24 protein-coding genes are annotated in these 24769 nt (G+C 47.7%); 14 read left to right on the top strand and 10 right to left on the bottom strand.

Translation table 11 applies throughout. The annotated features are described in order from the left end of the window. Positions 1-3 precede the first annotated feature (3 nt). From hfq to QCB44_RS03955, 7 genes are all read left to right on the top strand, one after another. A complete protein-coding gene (gene hfq, locus QCB44_RS03925; RefSeq protein ID WP_279409183.1) occupies positions 4-252 on the top strand; it encodes an RNA chaperone Hfq in 249 nt (82 codons plus the stop codon). A 65-nt stretch (positions 253-317) separates the two neighbouring features. After that, entirely contained in the window at positions 318-1613 is a 1296-nt protein-coding gene (hflX, locus tag QCB44_RS03930) for a ribosome rescue GTPase HflX (protein ID WP_279408030.1), read from the top strand. 148 nt (positions 1614-1761) lie between these two features. Then, positions 1762-2997 carry an FtsH protease activity modulator HflK gene (hflK, locus tag QCB44_RS03935; RefSeq protein WP_279408031.1) on the top strand — a complete coding sequence of 412 codons (1236 nt, stop codon included), beginning with the start codon at positions 1762-1764 and terminating at the stop codon, positions 2995-2997. Further along, complete coding sequence (gene hflC / locus QCB44_RS03940; RefSeq protein WP_279408032.1) at positions 2997-3854, top strand: protease modulator HflC; 858 nt, start codon at positions 2997-2999, stop codon at positions 3852-3854. Before hflK ends, hflC begins: the two co-directional genes overlap by 1 nt. 56 nt (positions 3855-3910) lie before the next feature. Continuing rightward, positions 3911-4099: a DUF2065 domain-containing protein gene (locus QCB44_RS03945; RefSeq protein WP_279408033.1), complete on the top strand. Its 189-nt coding sequence runs from the start codon at positions 3911-3913 to the stop codon at positions 4097-4099. Positions 4100-4197: 98 nt separating this feature from the next. After that, the gene (locus tag QCB44_RS03950) at positions 4198-5367 is read left to right on the top strand and encodes an ATP phosphoribosyltransferase regulatory subunit (RefSeq protein WP_279408034.1); all 1170 of its coding nucleotides are present in this window, start codon (positions 4198-4200) and stop codon (positions 5365-5367) included. Positions 5368-5420: 53 nt separating this feature from the next. Continuing rightward, positions 5421-6740 carry an adenylosuccinate synthase gene (locus QCB44_RS03955; protein WP_279408035.1) on the top strand — a complete coding sequence of 440 codons (1320 nt, stop codon included), beginning with the start codon at positions 5421-5423 and terminating at the stop codon, positions 6738-6740. Positions 6741-6918: 178 nt separating this feature from the next. Here QCB44_RS03955 and QCB44_RS03960 read toward each other — a convergent pair whose 3' ends face one another. Further along, positions 6919-7281: a response regulator gene (locus QCB44_RS03960; RefSeq protein ID WP_279408036.1), complete on the bottom strand. Its 363-nt coding sequence runs from the start codon at positions 7279-7281 to the stop codon at positions 6919-6921. 199 nt (positions 7282-7480) lie between these two features. Here QCB44_RS03960 and QCB44_RS03965 point away from each other — a divergent pair, with 199 nt between their 5' ends. Further along, positions 7481-9385, top strand: coding sequence for a SurA N-terminal domain-containing protein (locus tag QCB44_RS03965; protein WP_279408037.1), 1905 nt, complete (start codon positions 7481-7483; stop codon positions 9383-9385). 165 nt (positions 9386-9550) lie between these two features. On the opposite strand, the gene QCB44_RS03970 is transcribed toward QCB44_RS03965, so the two are convergent. The 4 genes from QCB44_RS03970 to QCB44_RS03985 form a co-directional block, all read right to left on the bottom strand. Further along, positions 9551-9823: a cupin domain-containing protein gene (locus QCB44_RS03970; protein WP_279408038.1), complete on the bottom strand. Its 273-nt coding sequence runs from the start codon at positions 9821-9823 to the stop codon at positions 9551-9553. A 41-nt stretch (positions 9824-9864) separates the two neighbouring features. Continuing rightward, complete coding sequence (gene hflD, locus QCB44_RS03975; RefSeq protein ID WP_279408039.1) at positions 9865-10542, bottom strand: high frequency lysogenization protein HflD; 678 nt, start codon at positions 10540-10542, stop codon at positions 9865-9867. 25 nt (positions 10543-10567) lie between these two features. Then, positions 10568-11698: a tRNA 2-thiouridine(34) synthase MnmA gene (gene mnmA / locus QCB44_RS03980; protein WP_279408040.1), complete on the bottom strand. Its 1131-nt coding sequence runs from the start codon at positions 11696-11698 to the stop codon at positions 10568-10570. Between the two features lie 66 nt (positions 11699-11764). Continuing rightward, complete coding sequence (locus QCB44_RS03985) at positions 11765-12319, bottom strand: rRNA large subunit pseudouridine synthase E (RefSeq protein ID WP_279408041.1); 555 nt, start codon at positions 12317-12319, stop codon at positions 11765-11767. A gap of 214 nt (positions 12320-12533) precedes the next feature. On the opposite strand from QCB44_RS03985, the gene QCB44_RS03990 reads away from it, so the two are divergent. The 3 genes from QCB44_RS03990 to QCB44_RS04000 all read left to right on the top strand — a co-directional run bounded on the left by QCB44_RS03990 (position 12534) and on the right by QCB44_RS04000 (position 16914). Then, positions 12534-14759 (top strand): NADP-dependent isocitrate dehydrogenase, encoded by a 2226-nt coding sequence (locus QCB44_RS03990; protein ID WP_279408042.1) that lies wholly within the window; start codon positions 12534-12536, stop codon positions 14757-14759. 165 nt (positions 14760-14924) lie between these two features. Then, complete coding sequence (locus tag QCB44_RS03995) at positions 14925-16265, top strand: diguanylate cyclase (RefSeq protein WP_279408043.1); 1341 nt, start codon at positions 14925-14927, stop codon at positions 16263-16265. 205 nt (positions 16266-16470) lie between these two features. Further along, positions 16471-16914, top strand: coding sequence for a host attachment protein (locus QCB44_RS04000; RefSeq protein WP_279408044.1), 444 nt, complete (start codon positions 16471-16473; stop codon positions 16912-16914). Between the two features lie 66 nt (positions 16915-16980). On the opposite strand, the gene QCB44_RS04005 is transcribed toward QCB44_RS04000, so the two are convergent. Then, the gene (locus QCB44_RS04005; RefSeq protein WP_279408045.1) at positions 16981-17553 is read right to left on the bottom strand and encodes an alkylphosphonate utilization protein; all 573 of its coding nucleotides are present in this window, start codon (positions 17551-17553) and stop codon (positions 16981-16983) included. Positions 17554-17879: 326 nt separating this feature from the next. Here QCB44_RS04005 and QCB44_RS04010 point away from each other — a divergent pair, with 326 nt between their 5' ends. The 3 genes from QCB44_RS04010 to clpA all read left to right on the top strand — a co-directional run bounded on the left by QCB44_RS04010 (position 17880) and on the right by clpA (position 21448). Continuing rightward, on the top strand, positions 17880-18692 hold the full coding sequence (locus QCB44_RS04010; RefSeq protein WP_279408046.1) for a DnaJ domain-containing protein: 813 nt from the start codon (positions 17880-17882) through the stop codon (positions 18690-18692). A 195-nt stretch (positions 18693-18887) separates the two neighbouring features. Next, entirely contained in the window at positions 18888-19205 is a 318-nt protein-coding gene (gene clpS / locus QCB44_RS04015; protein ID WP_279408047.1) for an ATP-dependent Clp protease adapter ClpS, read from the top strand. A gap of 2 nt (positions 19206-19207) precedes the next feature. Further along, a complete protein-coding gene (gene clpA, locus QCB44_RS04020; protein WP_279408048.1) occupies positions 19208-21448 on the top strand; it encodes an ATP-dependent Clp protease ATP-binding subunit ClpA in 2241 nt (746 codons plus the stop codon). 188 nt (positions 21449-21636) lie between these two features. On the opposite strand, the gene infA is transcribed toward clpA, so the two are convergent. The 4 genes from infA to sdhA are packed head-to-tail and all read right to left on the bottom strand — an operon-like array spanning position 21637 to position 24769. Then, on the bottom strand, positions 21637-21855 hold the full coding sequence (infA, locus tag QCB44_RS04025) for a translation initiation factor IF-1 (RefSeq protein WP_279408049.1): 219 nt from the start codon (positions 21853-21855) through the stop codon (positions 21637-21639). A 47-nt stretch (positions 21856-21902) separates the two neighbouring features. After that, complete coding sequence (locus QCB44_RS04030) at positions 21903-22214, bottom strand: succinate dehydrogenase assembly factor 2 (protein WP_279408050.1); 312 nt, start codon at positions 22212-22214, stop codon at positions 21903-21905. Between the two features lie 11 nt (positions 22215-22225). After that, the gene (locus QCB44_RS04035) at positions 22226-22933 is read right to left on the bottom strand and encodes a succinate dehydrogenase iron-sulfur subunit (protein ID WP_279408051.1); all 708 of its coding nucleotides are present in this window, start codon (positions 22931-22933) and stop codon (positions 22226-22228) included. An 18-nt stretch (positions 22934-22951) separates the two neighbouring features. After that, entirely contained in the window at positions 22952-24769 is a 1818-nt protein-coding gene (sdhA, locus tag QCB44_RS04040) for a succinate dehydrogenase flavoprotein subunit (protein ID WP_279408052.1), read from the bottom strand.

Raw genomic sequence — 24769 nt, forward strand, 5'->3', positions numbered from 1 at the left:
AAGGTGGCTAAGGCTTTACCAATTCAGGACCCCTATCTGAATGCGTTGCGTAAGGAAAAAATCAGTGTATCCATTTATCTGGTAAACGGTGTTAAGCTTCAAGGGCGTGTTGACTCGTTTGATCAGTTTGTGGTGCTGCTGCGCAGTAATGTAACGCAAATGGTTTATAAGCATGCCATTTCTACTATCGTGCCTATGCGTGATCCAAAAGGGTATGAGCATGGGGTTGAAGACAGCAACAGTGGTGAATGACTTCTCTAAACGTGTTTCTTTGCAGTCAATTCCGTTTGCATTTTAAAGTGAATTGAACTGTTTGAATGGAATTATTTGATCGTCTCGAACGGCGTGAACTGGATAAAGCAATTCTGGTTCATGTCGATTTTCATAATGAAGCTGACCGTGAAGAATTAGACGAGTTTTATGAGCTGGTAGACTCTGCCGGTGCTGAAATCTGTCAACTTATCACGGCGAAGCGACACACTCCAGATCCCAAGTATTTTGTTGGTAAAGGTAAGGCTGAAGAAATTCAGCAGGCTGTGCAACTGCACGATGCGGATGTGGTGATCGTGAATCATGCCTTAACTCCGGCTCAGGAGCGGAATCTTTCTAACTATCTCGATTGTCAGGTGTTGGACCGTGTCGGTCTGATTTTGGATATCTTCGCGCAAAGAGCACGTTCTCATGAAGGGAAATTGCAGGTAGAGCTGGCTCAGCTTAAACGCATGTCCACGCGTTTGGTACGCGGGTGGTCTCACCTTGACCGACAAGGCGGGATTGGTGCGCGAGGGCCGGGGGAAACCCAGTTGGAAACCGACCGTCGTTTGGTGCAGGCCCGCATTAAGCAGCTGGAGTCCCGGATCGAAAAAGTGCGCAAGCAACGTGATTTGGGGCGCAGGGCGAGAAAGCGTTCCGAGCTGCCTACCATTACCATCGTGGGGTATACCAACGCGGGTAAGTCGACATTGTTTAATCATATGACCGCGGCGGGTGTTTATGCAGAGAACCGTTTGTTCGCGACTTTGGACTCTACCTTGCGACGCGTACATTTGCCCGGAGCGGGTCCGGTGATTTTTGCTGATACAGTCGGTTTCATTCGTCATATTCCGCACGATTTGGTGACTGCATTTCGTTCGACCCTTGAGGAGACTCGAGAAGCGAGTTTGCTGATTCATTTGGTGGATGCGGCCGATCCGCATCGTGATGAAAAAATACAAGATGTGATTGAGGTGATTGACGAGGTGGGGGCGTCAGAGGTTCCGCAATTGATGGTCTTTAATAAGATCGATAAGCTGGAGCCGAAAATGGAGCCCAAGGTCGATTGTGATGATCACGGGGTCCCTCAGCGCGTCTGGGTTTCCGCTGTCAGCGGTGAAGGAATTAATCTGTTGATGGAGGCGGTGGCCTCGTTCTTTAAAGGTCATTTTCATACCGTCGCGCTGACCCTGGATGTGGCAGCGGCAAAGAAACGCGCTCAGCTTTATCAGTTGGGGACCATTCTTGAAGAAGGGTTTGATGAATTTGGCAATAGTCATTTCAAAATGCATTTGACCGATCAAGAGTGGAATGAAGTCAAACAGTGGAAAGAGTTGCTAGAGGCAAAAGAGTTGGTCTAGCACGAGAGTGAGCAATCGCTTTTAGCATTTCTATTTGCCTAATAAAAAGTTTTAATGGGTGACATTTTTGGGTTTTAATTCTAAAATGTACCCTATTTCGTGTCTAAAAAAGACGCTTCTCACACCTCAATGTATGGAGAGAGATTAAATGGCTTGGAACGAACCAGGTAAATCCGGTCAGGATCCTTGGGGAAACTCGGGGAATTCAGGGAATCAAGGAGGCTCCAATCGTCCTCCGAAGAGAAATGACGATTCTGACATTGATGCCTTGTTAAAGAAAGCCCAGAGCATGCTTGGAGGCGCCGGTGATAAATTTGGCGGTGGCGGCAGTGGTTTTGGAAGCATTGGCGGCGGTATCATCGTTGCTGTAGTTGTCGTAATTTGGCTGCTCTCCGGTATTTATATCGTTGATCCTGCCGAACGTGGTGTTGTCACCCGCTTTGGTGCTTTTGTTGAAGAGACTAAAGCCGGACCTCACTGGCATCTTCCATACCCGATTGAAACGGTTCGTATTGTTAATGTAGATCAGATCCGTACCGCTGAAATCGGCTATCGTTCCGATACGCGAAACCGTGCCGGAACCGTGCCGAATGAATCCTTAATGTTGACTAAGGACGAGAATATTGTTGACCTCAAGATCGCGGTTCAATACAAAATCGAGAGTGCCAACCAATATCTGTTTGAAGTGACGGATCCTGATTTGACTTTGAGAGCGGTAGTGGAAAGTGCACTGCGTGAAGTGGTCGGTCAGAACCGAATGGACTTTGTGTTGACGGAAGGTCGAAATGAAGTCGTTTCTAAAGTTCAGCAACTGGCCCAGGCGAATTTGAATGATTATCGAACAGGCCTGGTTATTACCAGTGTGAACCTTCAGGATGCGCAACCGCCCGAGCAGGTTCAAGATGCCTTTGCGGATGTGGTTAAAGCTCGAGAAGACCGCGAACGTTTGATTAATGAAGCGGAAGCTTACGCCAATGATATTTTGCCGAAAGCACGTGGTAAAGCGGCTCGTGAACTGGAAGAAGCCAGTGCTTACCATGATCGCGTCATTGCTCAGGCAAAAGGGGAGGCGGCCCGCTTTACCAGTATCGTGAAAGAGTACCAAAAAGCACCTAAGGTCACGCGTAGCCGTTTGTACATAGATGCGGTTTCCAATGTGATGGAAAACAGCAGTAAAGTCTTTGTCGGTTCAGAAAGTAGTAATAACCTGCTGTACTTGCCTCTGGACAAAATGGTCGGTGGACAAGCAACCGTGCCGTTTAAAGCGGTAGAGCCTGCAACCAGCAGTACGCCGGCTTCAAATGCCAATGCAACACGCACTAATAATAGCGCTTCGCAAAGAACCAGTATTCGTGACTATCTGAAAAACAGGGAGCTACGTTAATGAAATCCGTATTATCCATATTCGTTGCCGCAGTTTTGTTTGTGGGCAGTAGCTCGGTATTTGTGGTTAACCAGTGGGAGACGGCGGTTGTCTTGCGACTGGGGGAAATTGTTAAAGCGGATGTGCCCCCAGGCCTGCATTTTAAGACGCCGTTTATTAACAATGTACGTAAGTTTGATGCGCGTATTCAGACGCTGGACTCCGCTCCAGAGCGTTTCTTAACCAGTGAAAAGAAAAACCTTGAGGTGGATTCGTTTGTTAAGTGGCGCATCAAGGACGTTGAAAAATTCTATACCACTATGAATGGCGATAACCGCTTGGCGGGTATGCGTTTAGGGCAAATCGTTAAGGATGGTTTACGTGCCGAATTCGGTAACCGTACAGTTAAGGAAGTAATTTCCGGTGAGCGTGTCGAAATTGCACAAAAAATTAAAGACACAACGGCTGATGCAGCAAGCTCTTTCGGTATTGAGATTGCCGATGTGCGTATTAAACGTATCGATCTGCCTAAAGATGTGAGTGATTCGGTTTATCGTCGTATGGAAGCGGAACGTAACCGTGTTGCCAAGGACTTGCGCTCCAAAGGGGCGGAAGCGGCTGAGAAAATCCGTGCCGATGCCGATCGCCAGCGTGTCGTTATTTTGGCTGAAGCCTACAGTGAAGCTGAAATTCTTCGCGGTCAAGGGGATGCGAAGGCTGCTGAGATTTACGCAAAAGCCTACAACCAGGATGCGGAGTTCTATGCCTTTTATCACAGCCTGAATGCCTATCAGAAAACCTTTAAAGATAAGTCTGACATTTTGTTGGTAGATCCAAAATCAGACTTTTTCATGTACTTTAATGATGCCGTTAAATAAAACGCTGACAGGATAGGAGTTAAGAAGGTGGGGCAACCCACCTTTTTTATGGAAGCATGTTAGAAAACACTCTTTTTGCTGCAATCGCCTTGGTATTTATTCTGGAGGGCTTGTTACCGTTTGCTTTTCCTGAATTGTGGCGCAGGATGATGAGTGAAGCCGTCACCCTGTCAGAAAAGCAACTTCGGTTAATGGGGCTTTTTAGTGTGGCAATTGGGCTTGGCATGTTATTAATTTTTAATTGAATTTTTTATGGGCGTTAAGGAATTGATTTAAAATAAAACGTTTCTTACCCCCAGTTTCGTTATCCCGCTTTATAGAAATAAGTAGAAAGAAGTCAAAGATGCAACAATCTACGTGGTTTACTCCGGAAGGTTTAGAAGACCTTCTCCCGCCTCAGGCCAATAAGCTTGAATTTTATCGTCGTAAATTGATCGATGGATTTCACCTTTCTGGTTACGATTTGGTTTTGCCGCCTATTGCCGAATTTACCGATTCTCTGTTGACAGGAACAGGGCGGCATATGGCGATTGATACCTGTCGTTTTACCGACCAGGAGAGCGGGCGCATGATGGGAGTCCGCGCGGATATGACACCGCAGGTTGCGCGTATTGTCAGTAATCGCCTTAAGGCGGCTGATAGCATTTCACGTCTATGCTATGTTGGAGAAGTGCTTAAAACGCGTAATAACAAGGCGAAGGGGTCTAGAAGTCCACTTCAGGTGGGAGCCGAACTGTTTGGTCATGCTGGCGTGGAAAGTGATATCGAAGTCATCGAGCTCATGCTCGAAAGTCTGAAGTCACTCGAGTTGCCACAATTGCAGCTCAGTCTGGGGCATGTCGGCATTGTCGATGAGTTGATGCGTCAGGCAAGCCTAAGCGAAACCCAGAGCGCAGACCTTTTGGACATTTTAAAGCGTAAAGCGGTGCCTGAATATAACGATTGGCTTCAAACCGCGAATTTAAATGAACAGCTTAAACCGGCATTCAAGGCGTTGATCAATTTGGCCGGTGAGGCGCAAAACGTCATTGATCAGGCTAAAAACCAATTTGATGGCTTAGGTCCTGTGGTGGATGCTGCATTAGAGCGACTGCAGACCATTGTGTCGCACTTAAACATTACCCAGTCGGTTCAGATTCATTTGGATTTGGCGGATATTCGCGGCTATCACTATCACACCGGGGTCATCTTTGGCTGTTACAGCGGTGGACGCCAACTTCAGTTGATTGCCAAAGGCGGCCGCTACGATGGCATTGGCGCTGATTTTGGTCTGTCCTTGCCGGCTACTGGGTTCAGTATGGATCTGCGTACCGCTTTGGATCTGTTGGCCCCAGTTGAAGATGTGATTAAGGGAACCGTTTATGCGCCAGCTAAGGCCGATCAGGCTTTAAAAGAAAAGATTGCAGAATTAAAAGCACAAGGTTATCAGGTGGTTTTCGTGTATGAAGCGGATACCGCTCCTGAGTCGGGAGCCAGGCTGATCGAAGTGAATGGCGAGTGGACGTTGCAATAACCCCCTTGTGAATGTAGAGATTGTTTTAAGACGTTGAGCGTTAAGAAGTAGTTATGACAAAACGAAATATTGTTGTTGTGGGCACCCAGTGGGGCGATGAAGGTAAAGGTAAGATCGTTGATCTTCTGACTGATCGAGTGGCGGCAGTCGTCCGTTTCCAGGGCGGCCATAATGCAGGCCATACCTTGGTTATTGATGGCAAGAAAACGGTTTTGCATTTGATTCCTTCGGGTATCCTGCGCGAAGAAGTTGAATGTTTTATCGGTAATGGCGTGGTGTTGGCGCCGGATGCGCTTGAAAAAGAAGTGGCCGAACTGGAATCGACCGGCCTGGAAGTAAAAAGCCGGCTAAAAATCAGCGACGCTTGCCCGTTGATTTTGGATTACCACGTCGCTTTAGATCAGGCACGTGAATTGGCGCGAGGAAATAAAGCGATCGGGACGACAGGGCGTGGAATTGGTCCGGCCTACGAAGATAAGGTGGCGCGCCGCGGTTTACGTGCGGGTGATATGAAGAACATGTCTCAGTTTAAAGAGAAGTTGGCGGAGACATTGAGTTATCACAACTACATGCTGGAAAACTTTTATAAGGTCGAACCGGTTTCTTTCGATGAGCTATGGGCAAAGTGTGAACGCTATAGCAAAATGATTGTGCCGATGTTGGCGGATATTCCGAACCTGATCGACAGCTATAATCGTGAAGGTAAGAACTTGATGTTCGAAGGTGCCCAAGGAACGCTGCTGGACATTGATCAAGGAACCTATCCTTATGTTACCTCTTCCAATACCACCGCCGGAGGTGCGGCTTCAGGTGCCGGTATTGGACCAACTCAGTTCGATTATGTATTGGGTATTACCAAAGCCTATGCGACACGTGTGGGGGGAGGGCCTTTCCCGACGGAATTGTGTTATGACGTAGCTTCTGATGAAGGTGATCCAGTCGGTAAAGAACTTGGTACGCGCGGCCATGAATTTGGTGCCACAACCGGCCGCCAACGTCGTTGCGGCTGGTTTGATGCAGTGGCATTGCGTCGTTCGGCACAGATCAACGGGATGACCGGGATGTGTCTGACCAAATTAGATGTCATGGATGAACTGGATGAGGTTAAAGTCTGTGTCTCCTATTCTAAAGAAGGGCAAACCCTGACATTACCGCCATGCAGTGCTGAAGAGTACGAATTGTGTGAACCAAACTATGTGACCTTGCCGGGCTGGAAAACCTCGACGGTGGGTATTGATTCTTGGGACGCGCTTCCTAAGGAAGCAAAAGAATATATCCAATTCCTTGAGAAGGAAGTGGGGGTTCCGGTTTCGATTCTGTCAACCGGTCCGGATCGTGCAGAAACGTTGGTATTACAAGACCCGTTTAAATAACCGCTCATATCCGTTGCGCATGAATCTGAATAAATATCATGCTCAACGGTGATTGGTTATCTAAACCCTAAAGTGGAATAGGCTTTAGGGTTTTTTTATGACCTGAGAAAAGAAAGGGCGAACCTAACGCTCAAAACTGACCAGGCCTGATCAGTTTTGAAATGCTATTGCTGGGGGGTTAAGAGCCGAGAAGAAATTCAATGGTATCGACTAATTTATCGGGATCGAAGGGTTTGGTAATCCAACCATTGGCGCCGAGCGCTTTGCCTTTTTGTTTCATTTCCAGATCGGCTTCAGTGGTCATCATTAAAATGGGAAGTTCTTGATAGGCGGGTTGCAGTCGCACTTGCTGAAGAAACTCGAAACCGTTCATGTTTGGCATATTAATATCGGAGATAATCAGGTCAAACTGAGCTGTTTCCATGGCTTTGAGTCCTGCAATGCCATCTTCTGCCAGCGTTACTGCAAACTGCTTGTTGAGAATCAAGTCCACTAGGCTGCGCATCGAGCGCGCATCATCTACATACAGTATCGACTTCATGACGGTTCTCCGAAGCGCATAGGGTTCATTCCATTCTAGCGCAAACATCAGAACCACTACATTTTTATTTATGGCGTTTTCTGGGAATAAATGATCGACCAGATAATACATAAAACTGCGATAAATCAGATGAAACCCTAAGGGGAGATTGGTATCATAGACGCTATTTTGAAAAGTTTAATCAGTTAAAGGAAAAATCATGCTTCAAGCCATTCGAGATAATGCACAGGGTTGGATTGCCTGGGTAATTGTCGGTCTGATTATCTTAACCTTTGCGCTATTTGGAATTGATCAATACGCGCGCGGTGACAAAGCGGTTGTCGTGGCCGAAGTAAACGGGGAAGATATCACTGCGACTGAGTTTCTAACACTTTACAACCGTCAGAAATCTCGTTTGGAACAGCAGTTTGGTGACATGTATGACCAGGTGGTCAAAGATGAAGATCTTCGTGAGCAGGTGCTGGATGCATTGATCGAATCCGAAGTGATTCGCCAATGGGCTAATCAGAATCATATGATGATCAGCGATCAGCAGTTGGCCGCAACCATCCATGGTGCAGAGGTGTTTCAACAGGACGGAAAATTCTCTGAAAAAGTGTATGAAGACATTTTGATGCGTAACGGCTTAAATGTCGCACGTTTTGAATACGAACAGCGCCAATTCTTGCTGGAAAACCAATACCGTGCCTTGACGCAGTCATCCAGTTTTGCAACCGCTTCAGAAGTGGCCCAGCTGGCCGCGTTGCAAGGCCAGCAACGTGACGTGAACTATTTACGTGTTGACCAGCGCCCGTTCCTGAAAACAGTGACCGTCACCCCGGAAGAGGTGGCGGCTTATTATGAGAAGAATAAGCCTGCGTACATCACGCCTGAACAGGTGACGTTAGAGTATCTAGAGTTGTCTCAGGCAGATCTGGCGAAGCAAGTGCCCGTTACCGATGAGTTGCTAAAAGCCTACTACGACGATAACAAGTTACTGTTTACGTTGCCTGAAAAACGCCATGCCAAGCACATTCTGATCGCAGTCGAAGGCGATAGCGACGAAGCGGAGGCTAAGGCAAAAGAAAAGATTGCCGAGATTCAGAAAAAACTGGCGGCAGGCGAGTCTTTTGAAGAGCTGGCCAAAACGTATTCCCAAGATCCAGGGTCAGCCCCTTCCGGTGGCGATCTAGGCAGTTTCGAACAAGGCATGATGGTGCCGGCGTTTGATGAAGCGGTGTTTTCTATGCAGGTGGGGCAAGTCAGTGAGCCGGTTAAGACCGACTTTGGCTATCACCTGATCAAGCTCGAATCGATCGAAGCCAAGCAGACACAACCTTTTGACGAGGTTAAGGAGCAGGTTACTCAGCAATATCAGATGCAAGAAGCCGAAAAGCAGTATTTCGACGTGCTTGAAAAGCTGAATACCATTGCTTACGAACAGCCTGATTCTTTGGAACCAGCCGCGGAAGCGACCGGTTTAACCATAAAAACCTCTGAGCCGTTCAGTCGTGATGGTGGTTTAGGACCGGTTTTGTCAAACAGCAAGGTGATTAATGCCGCTTTTTCTGATGAGGTGTTAAAGTCGAGATTAAACAGTGCTTCGATTGAGTTGGCGCCTAACCACTCAGTAGTGGTGCGCGTAAAAGACTTTACCGAAGCGCGTCAAAAAACCCTTAAAGAAGTTGAAGCCAGTATTCAAGAGCACTTGAAGCGCCAGGCTGCGATTGCTGAGGCGGCAAAGCTTGCAGAAAGCTTGTTGGCCAAGGTCAATGAAGGTGAAAATCCGGAATCCTTGATGGGTGACGGGGTTGAGTGGCATACGGTTGGCTGGATTGACCGAAATAACCAGCGTATTCTGCCGGAAATGACGGCTGCGGCCTTTAAAGCGCCTAAGCCTCAAGCCGATGGGGCAACCTGGCAGGCACATCAGTTGATGACTGGCGATACGGTTCTGATTCAGGTGAAAGGGGTCAAAGCCGCTGAGATTAGTGAACAGCAGAACGCACAGCTGGCCTCTGCGATGAGCGAGATGATGGCGACCAGCGAACTGGATGCACGCCTTAAAGCCATCGTTGCTCAGGCTGAGATTGTCAAAAAGACAAACTATAAAACGCTTAAGTAACGCTTTAAGAGCGAATCAAAACTCCTGTATAAATCGGGGATTTTAAGAAAACCGTTTCCATAAACTGAACAGGCCTGTTCAGTTTGGAAGCGGTTTTTTTTATGTCTTTAATTTGGGATATTGGGGATGTATGCAAACAGAGAAGCTGCTTGCTTGCAGAGCCGTTTAGCGAAATTGATAATGTTTCTTGACCGCTTGATGAATGTGCCAGCGGCACGCCATGCCTTTGGGGAAAGTGACTAGGTCTCCGGCTTTGATGTCCACGGCTTCCCCGTTTTCAGGAGTGACGGTGACTTTGCCTTCCAATAAAAAGCAGACTTCTTCGGCATCATAAAACCAGGGAAACTCGGAAGCTTGCTTTTCCCAGATGGGCCATTGACGAACTTGCAGCTGTTGCAACGTACTTTCAGAAGGGTTGGATTCGATTGTGATTTTCATCAGTTCACCTTGCTTAAAGACTCTGTCTGGCTAAAAACGAATTATTCGTCGGGGTTGAAAAACTTAGGCGGCTCTTGGTCATCGGGCTGGAATCGCGCTAGAGATTGAGCAGCACGCAGATATTTTTTTCGTGACCAGATCAGAGCCCAGCGCGAACCGCCTACTTGACGCCATAGCGTGGCGGCGCGGATGCCGGCCAGCAGTAGGGCGCGGATTTTATTGGCAACCAGAGGGTTTTGCAGGTGGCCGTGTTTACCGTTTACCATCACACGCGGATGAACGTCACTGACGTTTTCCGTATAGGTTCTTGCCAGGGAAGCTATGACATTTTCATGCAGTTCGCCAAAATGCTGCTGTTGGCTCTTAGCCGTATCCAGCATGGAATAAATGCGCTGCATTTTAGCTTCGTCACGCCCCAGTTTTTTTTCAAGAATGATCATGCTCAATACATAACGCGTGATTTCGACGTTACGATTGAGCACGGCTTGATCGGAACTCATCTGTGCGAGCAGAGTGTTGACGCCGAGCTGGATGTTTTCAACTTTGCCGCCAAACACATCCAAGGTGCTTTCAGGGTTTTCGATAAACAGAGAGCGCAAACTCGATTCAAATGCGGTTTGATTCGTTTTTCCTGTGGTCGCCAGGTCATAGACCATTTTGGCGCATTGGTAGATTCCAATCAGGCCTATCGCACGATCTTGATCCGAGTACTGAGACATGTGTTCTCCCGATAATGGTTTCTATTTAAACAGAAGGGTGTGTGACTTCATCAAGACGATGTAAGCGTTGATCGATGATTCCGCCTCCCAAACAGTCGTCGTCCAGGTAGAAAACAATCGATTGCCCAGGGGCGACGGCGGTTTGTGGCTCGTCAAACAGCACGACGATTCGATCATCATTGTGCTCGACAATTCGGCATGGCTGTTCTGCTTGGCGATAACGAATTTTGGCTTTCAGAGGCTGATTGATCGGAGGACACTCTCCGGAAACCCAGTCCAGCGTATTGGCCACGACCACAGCGTGTTGCAACAAAGGGTGTTGTTTGCCTTGCACGGCAATCAATTGATTGTTTTGCAAGTTTTTATCTGCCGCAAACCACGGGGAATTGTCTTGGCCGTGACCGCCGCCGATGCCGAGTCCTTTACGTTGTCCGATGGTGTAGTACATCAATCCATCGTGACGGCCAATAACCTTGCCCTGATCATCGACGATATCGCCGGGCTGTGCCGGAATAAAGCGCTGTAAAAATTCTTTAAACTTGCGCTCCCCAATAAAACAGATACCGGTGCTGTCCTTTTTATCGTGGGTGATTAAGTCGGCTTTTTCGGCTAATTCACGTACGTAGGGCTTTTCAAGTTCGCCAATCGGAAACATGGATTTTTGCAACTGATGCTGTTGTAACGTGTACAAAAAATAACTCTGGTCTTTATTCTCATCCAATCCTTTTAACAGGTGGCAGGTACCGTCCTCATCACGTTGAATGCGGGCATAGTGTCCGGTGGCGATGAAATCCGCACCCAAATTGAGGGCGTGGTCCAAGAAGGCTTTAAATTTGACTTCTTTGTTGCACAGAATATCCGGATTGGGTGTTCGGCCGGCTTTATATTCGGCCAGAAAGTGTTCGAAAACCCGATCCCAATATTCGTTGGAGAAGTTTTCGATATGCAAAGGAATGTCCAGCTTTTCACAGATAGAGATGACATCCTTCAAATCTTCTGCAGCTGGGCAATAATCTTCGGTGTCATCACCTTCCCAGTTTTTCATAAAAAGGCCTTCAACATCGTACCCTTGCTGCTTGAGCAGCAAGGCGGTGACTGATGAATCGACGCCTCCGGACAGGCCGACAATAACTTTGGTTTTGGAATTATTTTTCATGGGAGTATTTTAGCAAACCAGATATAAAAAGGGGCTAGCAGGCCAGCTTAATTTATGTGTAGTGGATTACACATCGATTAATAATGACTCTCCGGGTTTGAGGTGCTTTAACTGATAATCGCCTATGCGGGTACGGATCAGTCTAAGGGTAGGAAAACCAACCGCAGCTGTCATGCGTCTGACCTGGCGGTTTTTGCCTTCAGTAATCGTAAGTTCTATCCAGCTTGTAGGAATGTGTTTGCGTTCACGAATAGGAGGGTTTCTTGCCCAGATCCATTTGGGTTCGGCGACTTTGCGTGCTTTGGCCGGGCGGGTTTTGCCATCCTTGAGTTCAACGCCATCTTGTAGTTGGCGGATGGCTTGGCGGGAAATATTCCCTTCCACCTGAACCAAATAAGTTTTGGCTTGCTTGTGTTTCGGATCGCTGATGCGGTGTTGCAGCTTGCCGTCATCGGTTAACAAAAGCAACCCTTCCGAATCACGATCTAGACGGCCGGCCGCATAAAAGCCGGGGAGGTCGATGTAGTTGGCCAAGGTTTCCCTCTGCTCCGCATATTGCGGTTCATCGGTAAACTGACAGAGCACATTAAAGGGTTTGTTAAACAGTAAGATTTTACTCATAAGGGGCGGTGTTTGGATCTTTTTGACCACTTAACGCTGAAAAAGCGGTTTTTTTTGGTGTAATTTTGAGACTTCTGTAATGAGTGCGTTAAAATAACCCATATTTTAACATTTTTACGATTTATTACGCGTTTTGATCTGATCCGTTCGCTGTGAATGGTCCCTTTGGAAGGCGTATTACCCAGTTTAATTCAGGATACATCAGGACTCCCTCATGACAGAACAAGCTAAAATCATTTATACCCTGACAGATGAAGCTCCAGCGCTGGCCACTTATTCGTTATTGCCTATTATCCAATCTTTTACAGGCGTGGCAGATGTCAAAGTCGAAACACGCGATATCTCTTTGGCAGGACGGATCATTGCAAACTTTCCGGAGTACCTAAGCGAAGAGCAAAGAATTGGCGATGCTTTGAGTGAATTGGGTGAATTGGCCAAAACGCCAGAAGCCAACATCATTAAATTACCGAATATCAGTGCTTCCATTCCACAGCTAAATGCGGCGATTAAAGAGCTTCAGGCCCATGGATATGCGATACCAGACTATCCGGCTGAGGCGAATACGGATGAGGAAAAGGAGATTCAAGCTCGTTACGCTAAAGTCCTGGGAAGTGCGGTCAATCCGGTATTGCGTGAAGGGAATTCGGACCGTCGCGCGCCGGCTTCGGTGAAAAATTATGCGCGCAACAATCCGCATTCCATGGGAGCCTGGTCGGCCGACTCTAAATCGCATGTGGCGCATATGACCCATGGCGATTTTTACGGTTCTGAAAAATCTATGACGATGCAGCAAGCGGATCAATTCAAGATCGAACTGGTTAAAGAAGATGGTTCGGTAGAAATGTTAAAAGACTACGCACCACTGCAAGAGGGTGAAGTCATTGATGCTGCGGTGATGAGTCAGAAAGCGTTACGTGCCTTTTTGGCAGAAGCGATCTCCGAAGCCAAATACCAGGGTATTTTGTTCTCGATCCATATGAAAGCCACTATGATGAAGGTTTCTGATCCGATCATTTTCGGTCAAGCGGTCGCGGTCTTTTTTGAAGATGTATTCAACAAGCATGCAGAGACCTTTGCCGAGCTGGGGATCAATCCGAATAATGGCCTAGGTGATTTGTACAATAAAATCCAGACTCTGCCGGCTGAAAAACAGGCTGAAATTGAGGCGGATCTGCAAGCGGTTTATGCTAAACAGCCGGACTTGGCCATGGTGGATTCAGACAAAGGAATCACCAATCTGCACGTACCAAGTGATGTGATTATCGACGCTTCCATGCCGGCAATGATCCGTAGCTCTGGGCAAATGTGGAATAAAGAAGGGAAACAGCAGGATACCTTGGCGGTGATTCCAGATCGCTGCTATGCGGGTGTTTATGAAGAAACGATTAAGTTCTGTAAGCATCACGGTGCTTTCGATCCTACTACCATGGGAACGGTTCCAAATGTGGGCTTAATGGCACAGAAAGCCGAAGAGTATGGTTCACATGATAAAACGTTCCAAGTAAAGTCGGCCGGTACGGTGCGCGTGGTTAACGCCGACGGAGAGGCTTTGCTCGAACAGGCTGTGGAAGCAAATGATATTTTCCGTATGTGTCAGACTAAAGATGCGCCCATTCGTGATTGGGTCAAATTGGCGGTGACGCGCGCGCGCGCAACCAACACGCCGGCCGTTTTCTGGCTAGATACCAACCGTGCACATGACCACCAGTTGATTGAAAAGGTCAATCATTATCTTACCGAGCATGATCTGACGGGGCTTGAGTTGCATATAATGTCACCGGAAGAAGCGACGCGTTTTACGCTGCGTCACGTCAAAGAAGGCAAGGATGTGATTTCGGTGACCGGAAATGTGTTGCGTGATTATCTGACGGATCTGTTCCCGATTTTGGAGTTGGGAACCAGTGCGAAAATGCTGTCGATCGTTCCGCTGATGAATGGAGGAGGCCTGTTCGAAACCGGTGCAGGTGGTTCGGCTCCTAAACATGTGCAGCAGTTTATGACTGAAAATCACCTGCGTTGGGATTCGCTGGGAGAGTTTTTGGCTCTGGCGGTTTCATTGGAACACTTGGCGACAAACTTCAACAACCCGAGAGCACAGGTGCTGGCTGATACGTTGGACCGTGCAACCGGTTCGTTCTTGGAAAACAATAAGTCGCCTTCACGTAAGGCGGGTGAGCTTGATAACCGCGGTAGCCATTTTTACCTGGCGATGTATTGGGCGCAAGAATTGGCGCAACAAACTGAGGATGCTGGATTACAAACGCACTTTAAACCGATTGCCGAACAATTGGCGGCTAATGAAGCCAAGATCGTCGAAGAGTTGAACGGTGTTCAAGGTCAGGCCGTGGATATTGGCGGCTATTATCAGCCGGATTCACAGTTGGCTTCGGCTGCAATGCGTCCAAGTGCCACATTAAATCAGATCATTGCTTCGATTTGATTTTAGCTTTCAACTCTTGTGATAGAGAAATGAGTTGATCCCTAACCAAAACAGGAACCCCTGTTTTGGTTTTTTTTTGAGGCGTTAAGACGTTGGTAACTTCATCAAAATGAGTTGGTGAGAGTCAAGTGGATAAACGTCTTAAGTTGAAAAGAGTTTTCTTAAATGGATATTCTGGTAGTTGAACCCTCTGTAAGTTATCGGGCAATCGTCAAAGAGTTAATGAACCATAACGATATTCTGATTCATGAAGCGGCTTCCGGCGAGGAGGCTTTGGCGTATTTGAAACAAAATAAACCAAGCGCGATCAGTCTGGCTCATGAATTAGGCGATATGGACAGCTTTACGTTGTTAGAGAAGTTGCAAGATTTGGAGCATTTAAGTGGTGTTCCTAAGTTTTTGATTACTTCCAACATGACCAAGGATTTTAAGCGCGCGGCTTATGATGCCGGATTTACGGAAATTTTTCAGAAATCCGATATGGCAAATTTAAAACGTGCGATGAAAAGCCTGCTGCTCTACACGACGGTTAGGATTTCAGCCAACATCCTGTACATCGAAGATACCCAAAGCACGGCAGATTACACGCGATATATTATGGAAAATGCCGGTTGGGCCGTGACTCATGTTAAAAGTGGTGAGGAAGCCGCTGAGTTGCTGGAGCAGCAAGAATTTGACCTGGTGGTAACCGATTTGATTTTGGAAGGAAAAATCAGTGGTATCGGTCTGATCCACCTGATTCGTCAGGGGCGTGAAGAGATTCGCAACATGCCGATTCTGGCGGTTTCTGGATGGAATGATTTGTTGCGTCAAGTCTATGTCCTAAAACATGGAGCAGGGGATTTTATTGCCAAGCCGTTTCATGAGACAGATTTTCTGGCACGGGCGATTAATTTGATTTTAAATAAACGCCAGCTTGACGAGTCAATCGCATCTCAACGGGCCTTATATCAAAAAGCCAATCTGGATTCGGTTTCAGGGTTGAATAATCGCCACTATATAGATGAGTACGGTGAACAGTTGGTGCAGTACTCCAAAAAACGCAATGAAGCGATTTCACTGTGTGTGATGGATATTGATTATTTTAAAGAGGTTAATGATCAGCACGGCCATGCGTTAGGAGATGAGGTGCTCAGGCAGATTGGCCAGTTGGTACGTGATCGACTCCACCCACGGGATGTGGCCGTGCGCTATGGTGGAGATGAAATCATTCTCTTAATGCCGGACTGCAATAAGCAGCAAGCTCAGCAGAAAATGGAAATGTTGAGATCACGTGTTGAATCGCTGCATCCGCAAGGAGTTGCTATCACGGCAACCATTGGCGTCGCTTCCCTTGAGCGAGTAACCGGCAGCCATTTGATGGATTTAATCGAAAGCGACTCCATTGAAACCGACGAAGATATGCCGGTTAGTTTTGCGAGCTTATTTGAGGCGGCTGATCAATCTCTCTATTTGGCAAAAAATGCGGGACGTAACCGTGTCTGTGTCAATCGGAAACTGGCTTAAAAGACAGCGATAAAAAAGGTTTTTAGTTGTTTTTTAAGCTTGATTCGCCTCAATTTTCTTTATTAATTTTACTTTTTTGTGCGTAAATCACTGTATTTTTTGATCCTCTTAGGCGTAGAATGGAATTTCAGCCCAAACGTTTTGTGGAGTGAGAGTTTGAACTCCTAACGTTTTGAATAATCTATGAATTTAAGGGGTGGTAATAATGAAATCAGCATGGATTCTAGTCGCAGACAGCAGTCGTGCACGTATTTTTGAAGCTGAAAACTCTGTTGCAGAGTTGATAGAGATCGAAACCTTAGCGCATCCAGCCGGACGTCTTCATGAGCAGGAGTTAGACAGCGACTTGCCTGGAAAGGATATGGGAGGGCAAGGTGCCGGCGGACATGCTTACAGTGATGAAGTAAGCCCAAAAGAGCAAGAAGAAATTGGTTTTGCTAAAAGTGTTGCCAGCCATCTTTGTGACGAGCTGAATCAAAATAAGTTTGATCGATTATTTGTGGTTGCAGCCCCTTCATTTTTGGGGGATTTACGCAATGCTTTCTCGACGCGATTGACGAAACATGTCGTTTTCACCTTAGATAAAAATGTCGTTAGCCTTTCGCCTAAGGAAATTCGTGGCTATCTGCCGCATTCCCTGGCGTTATGAATTAGCTATTAATAGACATAAAAAAACCGCCATCGGGCGGTTTTTTTATGGGGTGCTGCAAGCGATTTAATTGGCTTTTTTCAAGTAAGCGGTCACCAAAACAATTTGCACGCCGTTCACTTTACCTTCAATGTGCTCCGGGTTGTCGGTTAGGTGGATGCCTCTAACCATTGTGCCGCGTTTGGCGGTGAATCCCGCTCCTTTGACATCAAGGTCTTTGATAAGGGTGACATTGTCGCCTTCTTGTAGGATGTTGCCATTACTGTCTCGATGTACGACAGTGTCTTCGTTATCGTTGCTCATACCCGCTTCGGCCCAAGCACGAACATCATCTTCAAGGTACATCATATCAAGCAGGTCTTGAGGCCAACCCTCAGAACGCAAGCGGTTAAGCATTCTGTAGGCCATGACTTGAACCGCCGGAACTGGTGACCACATGCTGTCGTTTAAGCAGCGCCAGTGGTTAGGGTCGGCTTGCTCAGGGTTTTCAATCTGCTGGTGACAAGTTTCGCAGATTAAAATCGCTTGATCCGCACTCCCGTCACTTGGAGCAACGTCATAAACACTTAAATTTTCTTCAGATCCGCAAAGCTCGCATTTTGAGCCGCTGCGTTCGTGCAATGCTTGTTCAATACTCATTGGTCATGTCCTTTTTTCGAGTGGGGTATTATCGCTTATATGGCGCCTTTTTTGGCAGATATTTTGATAAAACACATCAATTGATAATGATTATTTGGGTTTATGAGTGTGGCTGAATGGCTTATTGGTTTGAGTTGGTTTTGATCCTTTGGCTCTATTAGTAAAAGTTGGTCTGAACCAGGGAATTTTTATGCCTTGATCGCTTTTTTTTTGTGGGGCTTGGCGCTAGAATGAATTTCAACAAATTGAACTTAATTGAGTAAATATAATTAGATCCGCAAAGTGTCAACGCGTATTTTCGGATTTGAGTAGACTAAAATTTCTGAATGGCTTCTTATTCTCAATATTTTGATCCCACCATTGATTATTTCTCTGTTCTTGGAGTTCATCAAAACGCATGCTCGAAAACGATCAAAATAGCCTATCGGAAGCTGGCGAGACGCTATCATCCTGACGTATCAAAAATTCATGATGCCACTAAAAAATTTCAGCAAGTTGCGGAAGCTTATGAAATTTTGAGTAAACATCGTGACGCTTATTGGCAAGAGTTTATGTTGCGTAAGCGCAAGCCTACTCACAGCAAGCCGAATAGAACGGCCGCACGCAATGCCAAAGCATCAAACACCCGTTCTCAATCCTCTAATCAAGGTAGCACCGATTTCACCAGAAACTGCGGACATAAGCCGATTAACGGTAAAAATCGTGCTGTCACCTATCCGTTAACGTTACGCTATGCGATCCGCCTGCTTAGAATCGGTTATTTTTATATTCCGGGACTTAAGGTGAAAATGAAATTTACCCGTCAGGCGTTGCAGGGTAAAACCTTTCGCCTCAAGGGCAAGGGGTATAGCGGGCTTTACGGTGGCAAAGCCGGCGATTATCTGGTGCGTTTCGAGATTAAAAACGAAAATCTCCAATGGAAGCTCAAGGACGGGGATATCTATGCCACCTATGAGGTGGCGGGTAGTATGCTGACAGCCGGCAATCAATTGCACCTCTATGCACCCAGCGGCGGGTTTTCACTTAAAGTTCCGCACAACTATTCATCAGAACGTTTTATCTGCATTGAAAATATGGGGCTGCCTCCTGATGAGGAGACTGAGGCGGGCCATCTTTATGCACGCCTAATTGCGGCCTGATCACGGATTACGGTTTTCTAAACGACTTCCTGTATTTTTTACGCTCAAGCTTTTCCAAAGTCCTGGCATTTCGTATTGCCCTTGAAAAGGCTACAATAGAACCTATTAACGAATCATGCGCAAATATTTTTTAAGCAGGCCTGGTTCCATCTGTTTTTTTACGTTTAACCGACAATAATTTTATAGATTTCCACTATGCCACATTCTCAGGATTACGATGACGGAAACCTGCTGTTGGATACAGCTCGCCCTAAAGTCAAACCTCCAAAACGCTATCAGGTTGTACTGTTAAATGACGATTACACACCGATGGATTTTGTGGTGGAAGTGCTAATGAAATTTTTTGCTATGGATGAAGCGCGTGCCAATGCAGTGATGCTGGCTGTACACCATGACGGAAAAGGCATCTGCGGTGTCTACAGTCGAGAGGTGGCGGAGATGAAGGTGCATCAGGTCAATCGTTATTCGCGCCAACATCAACATCCATTAATGTGCCAATTAGAGGTAGCCTGATAGTGCTGAGTAAAGCCTTACAAATGACCTTGAGTAACGCGTTTAGCGTTGCTCACGAATATGAACATGAGTTTGTCACTCTAGAGCATTTGCTGCTGGAGTTGCTTGGCTTGCCTGAAGTTCAGGAGGTGGTGCGCGCTTGCGGTGCGGAAGTGGGTGCGATCGAAGAAGGATTGGAACGTTTTCTCGAGTCGGAAATGGTCACGCATAAGCCGGATGAGCTACAGCCGACGATGGGGTTTCAACGCGTAATTGAGCGCGCTATTTATTTAGTGCAATCAAACGGTTACCCGGAAGTTACAGGTTTGCATGTGCTGGCTTCTCTGTATTCGGAGCAGGATTCGCAAGCGGTTTATCTGCTGGAAAGTCACGGCGTTAATCGAGTCGATGTACTCAGTTATATTTCGCACGGTGTCACCACCGGTGACAATGAGGGCTATTCCGAACCGAATCAAGGGGCTGAGGCCGAAGAAGGTGCAGATGAGGAGCAGTCCGCTTCGTCGCCGTTATTGAAATATGCCACCAATTTGAATCAAGAGGTTGAAGCGGGGCGTATTGACCCGATTATCGGCCGTCAGTGGGAGCTTAACCGGACACTCGAAGTGTTGAGTCGCCGACGTAAAAACAACCCGCTATTGGTAGGCGAGCCAGGTGTGGGGAAAACGGCTGTGGCAGAAGGGTTGGCGTATCAAATCGTTCATCATAAAGTGCCTCAGTCATTGGAAGATGCGGTGGTGTATAGCTTGGATATGGGCGCACTGTTGGCTGGAACCCGCTACCGTGGGGATTTTGAAAAACGGTTTAAGGCGTTGTTGAAGGAGCTCGAACAGCAGCCGCATGCGATCCTGTTTATCGACGAAATTCATACCATTATCGGTGCCGGAGCGGTTCAGGGCGGAGCGATGGATGCGTCCAATCTGATGAAACCGGCACTTTCTTCCGGTAAGTTGCGTTGCATCGGTGCCACCACCTACGAAGAACATCGCGGTATTTTTGAAAAAGACCGAGCTTTGGCGCGTCGCTTCCAGAAAGTGGATGTTAAGGAACCGAGCAATCAGGAAACCTTTGAAATTCTAAAAGGTCTCAAAGATAAATACGAAGCGCATCACAAGGTGAAATATACCCTGCCAGCCTTAAAAGAGGCCGTTGCCTTGTCATCGCGCTATATTACTGACCGTCACCTGCCAGATAAAGCGATTGATGTGATTGATGAAGCCGGCGCCAAGCAAGGGTTGCTGCCGGCCAGTAAACGCCGTAAGCAGATTGGGGTGCATGAAATTCAATCGGTTGTGGCGAGTATTGCGCGCATTCCGGTATCGCAAATCACGCAAAAAGAGAAAGACAAGCTGCAAGATTTGGGTGAAAATCTGAAGCGTGTGGTGTTTGGTCAGGATCATGCCGTGGAACAGCTGGCGGCTGCGATTAAGTTGGCACGTTCGGGTTTGAGTGACCCGAATAAGCCGACCGCCAGTTTCCTGTTTGCCGGTCCGACCGGGGTAGGGAAGACCGAATTGACCCAGCAGTTGGCGAGACATCTTGGTGTAGAGATGGTGCGTTTTGATATGTCGGAATATATGGAACGTCATACCGTTTCACGTTTGATCGGTGCGCCTCCGGGTTATGTTGGTTATGATCAGGGAGGCTTGCTGACCGAAGCGGTCAATCGTCAACCGCATGCAGTGATTTTATTGGATGAGATCGAAAAAGCGCATCCGGATGTGTTTAACCTGCTGTTGCAAGTTATGGATCACGGTACCTTGACCGACAATAATGGCCGCAAAGCCGATTTTCGTAATGTGATTTTGATCATGACTTCCAATGTCGGCGCCGAGCAGATGTCGCGTGCCAGCATGGGCTTTACCGTCCAGGATCACACGATGGATTTTGAAGCTGAGCTGAAAAAAGTCTTTACCCCAGAATTCCGTAACCGGTTGGATGGCATTATTCAGTTTAACCGTCTGTCTGAAGCCTCAATGGAATCGGTGGTGAACAAATTCCTATATGCGCTTGAGCAGACACTGAGTGAGAAAAAGGTTTCGCTGAAAGTAACGGAAGCGGCGCGTCACTGGTTGGCTAAGCGCGGATACGATCCATTAATGGGCGCGCGTCCAATGGGGCGCCTGATCCAGGAAAAAGTTAAACAACCTTTGGCGGAAAAGTTGCTGTTCGGAGAGTTGCAGAATGGCGGTCAATTGGAAATTGATTGCCAGAATGACGAGTTGGTTTTTAATATTAACGCTTAAATTTACCCGCTATTCCCAAAACTGAGCAAACCTGCTCAGTTGAAAACCGAGTTCGCAAAACAAAAAAACCACCTGGTTCTGAAGAAGCAGGTGGTTTTTTTATGCAGACTTAGACAGCCTATTTAGGCTAACGTGCTAGCGAGTCCGCTTACTTTAAATAAGCGACGAGCACACGGTTACAATCGCGCTTATTTTCCGCGGTAAGTGATACGACCTTTAGTGAGGTCGTAAGGCGTTAATTCTACTTTTACAGGGTCGCCAGCCAGGATGCGGATGTAGTTCTTACGCATGCGTCCAGAAATGTGGGCCAACACTTGGTGCCCATTTTCCAGTTCAACACGAAACATCGTGTTAGGCAGGGTTTCGATAACGACACCGTCAAATTCAATAACGTCTTGTTTTGCCATAGGTCTAGGTAAATTCCTTAGAAAAAATTTGCGCGGATTATATCAGTTTATTTTGATGAATTCAAGTAATGGTTGCGGATGGAGTCGATTAAGGCCTGGTAATCGCTCGATGTTTTTAGGGGAGTTGGTGCGAATCGGGATGCGGAATCCGGAAAAAACCAGTTATAGAGGCTCTGGTCATTCTCCCTTAGCAAGCGTTCAAACAGTTGTTGTTGCTGTTTGGATTGCTGAAGTACGAGTGGCAGATAGTTGGTTAGCAGCAGTTCCAGCTCCAGTAAGCCGCGTTTGCATTGAAAGTGCATGCGCTTTAACCAGGCCTGTTCTGCTTGGTAAGCGGATTCAGGTGTTTCATGTGCCATTCGCCAGCTCCTTATTTATCCGTCTTGTGATGCGTGATCATGGATTTCAGTGACTGAATCGCTCGGCTCGGGTTGAGCCCTTTGGGACAGGACGCAGTACAGTTTTGGATATGGCGGCAGCGGAAGGTTTTCAGCGGATCGTCTAATTCTTTAAGGCGTTCAACCGGCTTGATGTCGCGACTGTCAATGATGAAGCGGTGTGCCGCTAACAGGGCAGCAGGCCCGAGAAACTGATCTGGATTCCACCAGAAGGACGGGCAGCTGGTACTGCAACAGGCGCAAAGAATACATTCGTAGCCTCCATCCAGTTGGCTGCGTTGCTCGGGGGCTTGCAGATGTTCTTTTTCCAGATTCAGCTCTTGGGTCTGCAATACGGGGTGAATTTCCCTGTAGTGCTGGTAAAACAGGCTCAGATCCACGATCAGGTCCTTGATTATGGGGAGACCAGGAAGCGGTTGGATCCGAATCGGGGATGTCAAGGTGTTGACGGGGGTGATACAGCTCAATACATTGCGCCCGTTGACATTGATAGCATCAGAGCCGCAGACCCCTTCCTGGCAGGAGAAACGAAAACTCAGACTTGGGTCTTGCGCGCGTACTCTGTGCAAAAGATCCAGCAGCATCAGGTCAGACGCAATTGAACCGTCTTCCAGTTCGAATTCTTGATCGTAAGGCTGATGGTCTTTCTGGGGGTCGTAACGGCTGATAAACAGTTTCATAAAAACTCCGGCATGATATCAGTAAACACGCGGTTTAGGGGGGAAGGGTGGGTGCTGTTTCGGTTGAAGGTTAACCGGCTTGTAGGCAATGCGGTTCTGCTGTTGAAAATAGAGCGTGTGTTTAAGCCAGTTTTCATCATCGCGTTCAGGGTAGTCTACGCGGGAATGGGCTCCACGACTTTCAGTACGGGATAGGGACGAGTGCACAGTGGCGAAGGCGATGGCCATCAGGTTTTCCAACTCGTAAGCCTGCAGACGATCGAGGTTGAAAACGGCGCCGTGATCGTCAAGGGTTACAGTCTGCAGGCGTCGATTGAGCGTCTCTAAGGCCTTCAAGGTCGCTTGCATGCTATCGGCATTGCGGAAAACCCCGCACCCGGTTTCCATGGTTGTTTGCAAATCGTGTTTGATGGACGCAAGCGAATCCTCACTTGGTTGCGGGGTTTGCCAGCGCTGAATGCGCTCGAGAACCGGTTTTAGAATTAAGTCGCTAGGCCTTGATTTAGAAGGAATGTCTGTTTGTAATTGGCGGTGGATGTAATCGGCCGCCTGGCGGCCAAAAACGATAATATCGAGCAGGGAGTTGCCGCCTAAGCGGTTGGCGCCGTGAACGGAAACGCAGGCGCACTCTCCTATGGCATAGAGGCCGTTGACCGGCTGCAGTTGATTGTGGTCGTTGAGCGTGATCACTTGGCCGTTGAGGTCGGTAGGAATGCCGCCCATCATATAGTGGCAGGTTGGAAAGACAGCAATCGGGGCTTCAACCGGATCAATGCCAAGAAACGTTTTGCTGATATCGCGTATTCCCGGAAGGCGTTTTTCAACCGTTTCAGCAGGTAAATGGGTTAAATCGAGCAACACATGATCCTGGTTCGGACCGCAACCCCGGCCTTGCTGTACTTCTATGGCAATCGCTCTCGCCACCACATCACGGGAAGCTAAATCCTTAACATGCGGTGCGTAACGGTGCATAAAAGCCTCACCGTCTGCATTTCTCAGTACGCCGCCTTCACCACGGGCGGCTTCGGATATAAGCATGCCTTTGCCGGCCACCCCGGTCGGATGAAACTGCCAGAACTCCATATCCTGTAAAGGCAAGCCGGCTCGCAACACCATACCTAATCCGTCACCGGTATTAATGCTGGCATTGGTGTTGGTCCGATAGAGTTGGCCGGCGCCTCCGGTGGCAATCAAAATGTGAGGGCTTTGCAGGATTTCATATTCGCCATTATGAATATTCATCACGCACAAGCCGTTGATCTCGCCTTGCTGGTTTTTGATCAGGTCGAGGGCATAGTATTCATCAAACATCTGCACGCCGGTTGCAAGCAGCTGCTGGTAGAGCGAATGGAGGATAGCATGCCCGGTGCGGTCGGCTGCGGCACAGGTGCGATGTGCCTGTTTTTCACCAAAGGATTGACTCTGGCCGCCAAAGGCGCGCTGGTAGATTTTACCGTTGTTGAGACGAGAAAAAGGAACACCAAAATGTTCGAGTTCACGGACAATATGGGCGGCCTCTGAACACATGAACTCAATGGCGTCCTGGTCCCCGAGATAATCACTGCCTTTGATGGTGTCGTACATGTGCCAGTGCCACTGATCGGGCGAGATATTACCCAGTGCAGCGTTGATGCCTCCCTGGGCCGCCACCGTATGCGAGCGGGTTGGAAAGACCTTGGAAACCATCGCTACCTTATGCCCTTTTTTACTCAGAGCCAGGGCTGCGCGCATGCCGGCACCGCCAGCCCCCAATACAATGGCATCAAACGTCTCTATCGGCAGGGAGTCATGGGGCGGGTTGCTGGGTAGTGAAAGTGGGGGTTGGGAAAGGGTCAT

The sequence above is a fragment of the Thiomicrorhabdus sp. zzn3 genome, from assembly GCF_029767755.1.
Taxonomy (GTDB): Bacteria; Pseudomonadota; Gammaproteobacteria; order Thiomicrospirales; family Thiomicrospiraceae; genus Thiomicrorhabdus.

Coding starts and splice junctions, on each gene's coding strand:
- QCB44_RS04035 (WP_279408051.1), bottom strand. CDS start 22,933: ATGAAACTGTTTATCAGCCGTTACGACCCCCAGAAAGACCATCAGCCT.
- QCB44_RS03955 (WP_279408035.1), top strand. CDS start 5,421: ATGACAAAACGAAATATTGTTGTTGTGGGCACCCAGTGGGGCGATGAA.
- QCB44_RS03945 (WP_279408033.1), top strand. CDS start 3,911: ATGTTAGAAAACACTCTTTTTGCTGCAATCGCCTTGGTATTTATTCTG.
- hflK (WP_279408031.1), top strand. CDS start 1,762: ATGGCTTGGAACGAACCAGGTAAATCCGGTCAGGATCCTTGGGGAAAC.
- QCB44_RS03970 (WP_279408038.1), bottom strand. CDS start 9,823: ATGAAAATCACAATCGAATCCAACCCTTCTGAAAGTACGTTGCAACAG.
- QCB44_RS03950 (WP_279408034.1), top strand. CDS start 4,198: ATGCAACAATCTACGTGGTTTACTCCGGAAGGTTTAGAAGACCTTCTC.
- QCB44_RS03990 (WP_279408042.1), top strand. CDS start 12,534: ATGACAGAACAAGCTAAAATCATTTATACCCTGACAGATGAAGCTCCA.
- clpS (WP_279408047.1), top strand. CDS start 18,888: ATGCCACATTCTCAGGATTACGATGACGGAAACCTGCTGTTGGATACA.
- hflX (WP_279408030.1), top strand. CDS start 318: ATGGAATTATTTGATCGTCTCGAACGGCGTGAACTGGATAAAGCAATT.
- QCB44_RS03985 (WP_279408041.1), bottom strand. CDS start 12,319: ATGAGTAAAATCTTACTGTTTAACAAACCCTTTAATGTGCTCTGTCAG.
- QCB44_RS03995 (WP_279408043.1), top strand. CDS start 14,925: ATGGATATTCTGGTAGTTGAACCCTCTGTAAGTTATCGGGCAATCGTC.
- hflC (WP_279408032.1), top strand. CDS start 2,997: ATGAAATCCGTATTATCCATATTCGTTGCCGCAGTTTTGTTTGTGGGC.
- QCB44_RS04030 (WP_279408050.1), bottom strand. CDS start 22,214: ATGGCACATGAAACACCTGAATCCGCTTACCAAGCAGAACAGGCCTGG.
- QCB44_RS04010 (WP_279408046.1), top strand. CDS start 17,880: ATGGCTTCTTATTCTCAATATTTTGATCCCACCATTGATTATTTCTCT.
- QCB44_RS03965 (WP_279408037.1), top strand. CDS start 7,481: ATGCTTCAAGCCATTCGAGATAATGCACAGGGTTGGATTGCCTGGGTA.
- sdhA (WP_279408052.1), bottom strand. CDS start 24,769: ATGACCCTTTCCCAACCCCCACTTTCACTACCCAGCAACCCGCCCCAT.
- infA (WP_279408049.1), bottom strand. CDS start 21,855: ATGGCAAAACAAGACGTTATTGAATTTGACGGTGTCGTTATCGAAACC.
- QCB44_RS04005 (WP_279408045.1), bottom strand. CDS start 17,553: ATGAGTATTGAACAAGCATTGCACGAACGCAGCGGCTCAAAATGCGAG.
- hflD (WP_279408039.1), bottom strand. CDS start 10,542: ATGTCTCAGTACTCGGATCAAGATCGTGCGATAGGCCTGATTGGAATC.
- QCB44_RS03960 (WP_279408036.1), bottom strand. CDS start 7,281: ATGAAGTCGATACTGTATGTAGATGATGCGCGCTCGATGCGCAGCCTA.
- mnmA (WP_279408040.1), bottom strand. CDS start 11,698: ATGAAAAATAATTCCAAAACCAAAGTTATTGTCGGCCTGTCCGGAGGC.
- QCB44_RS04000 (WP_279408044.1), top strand. CDS start 16,471: ATGAAATCAGCATGGATTCTAGTCGCAGACAGCAGTCGTGCACGTATT.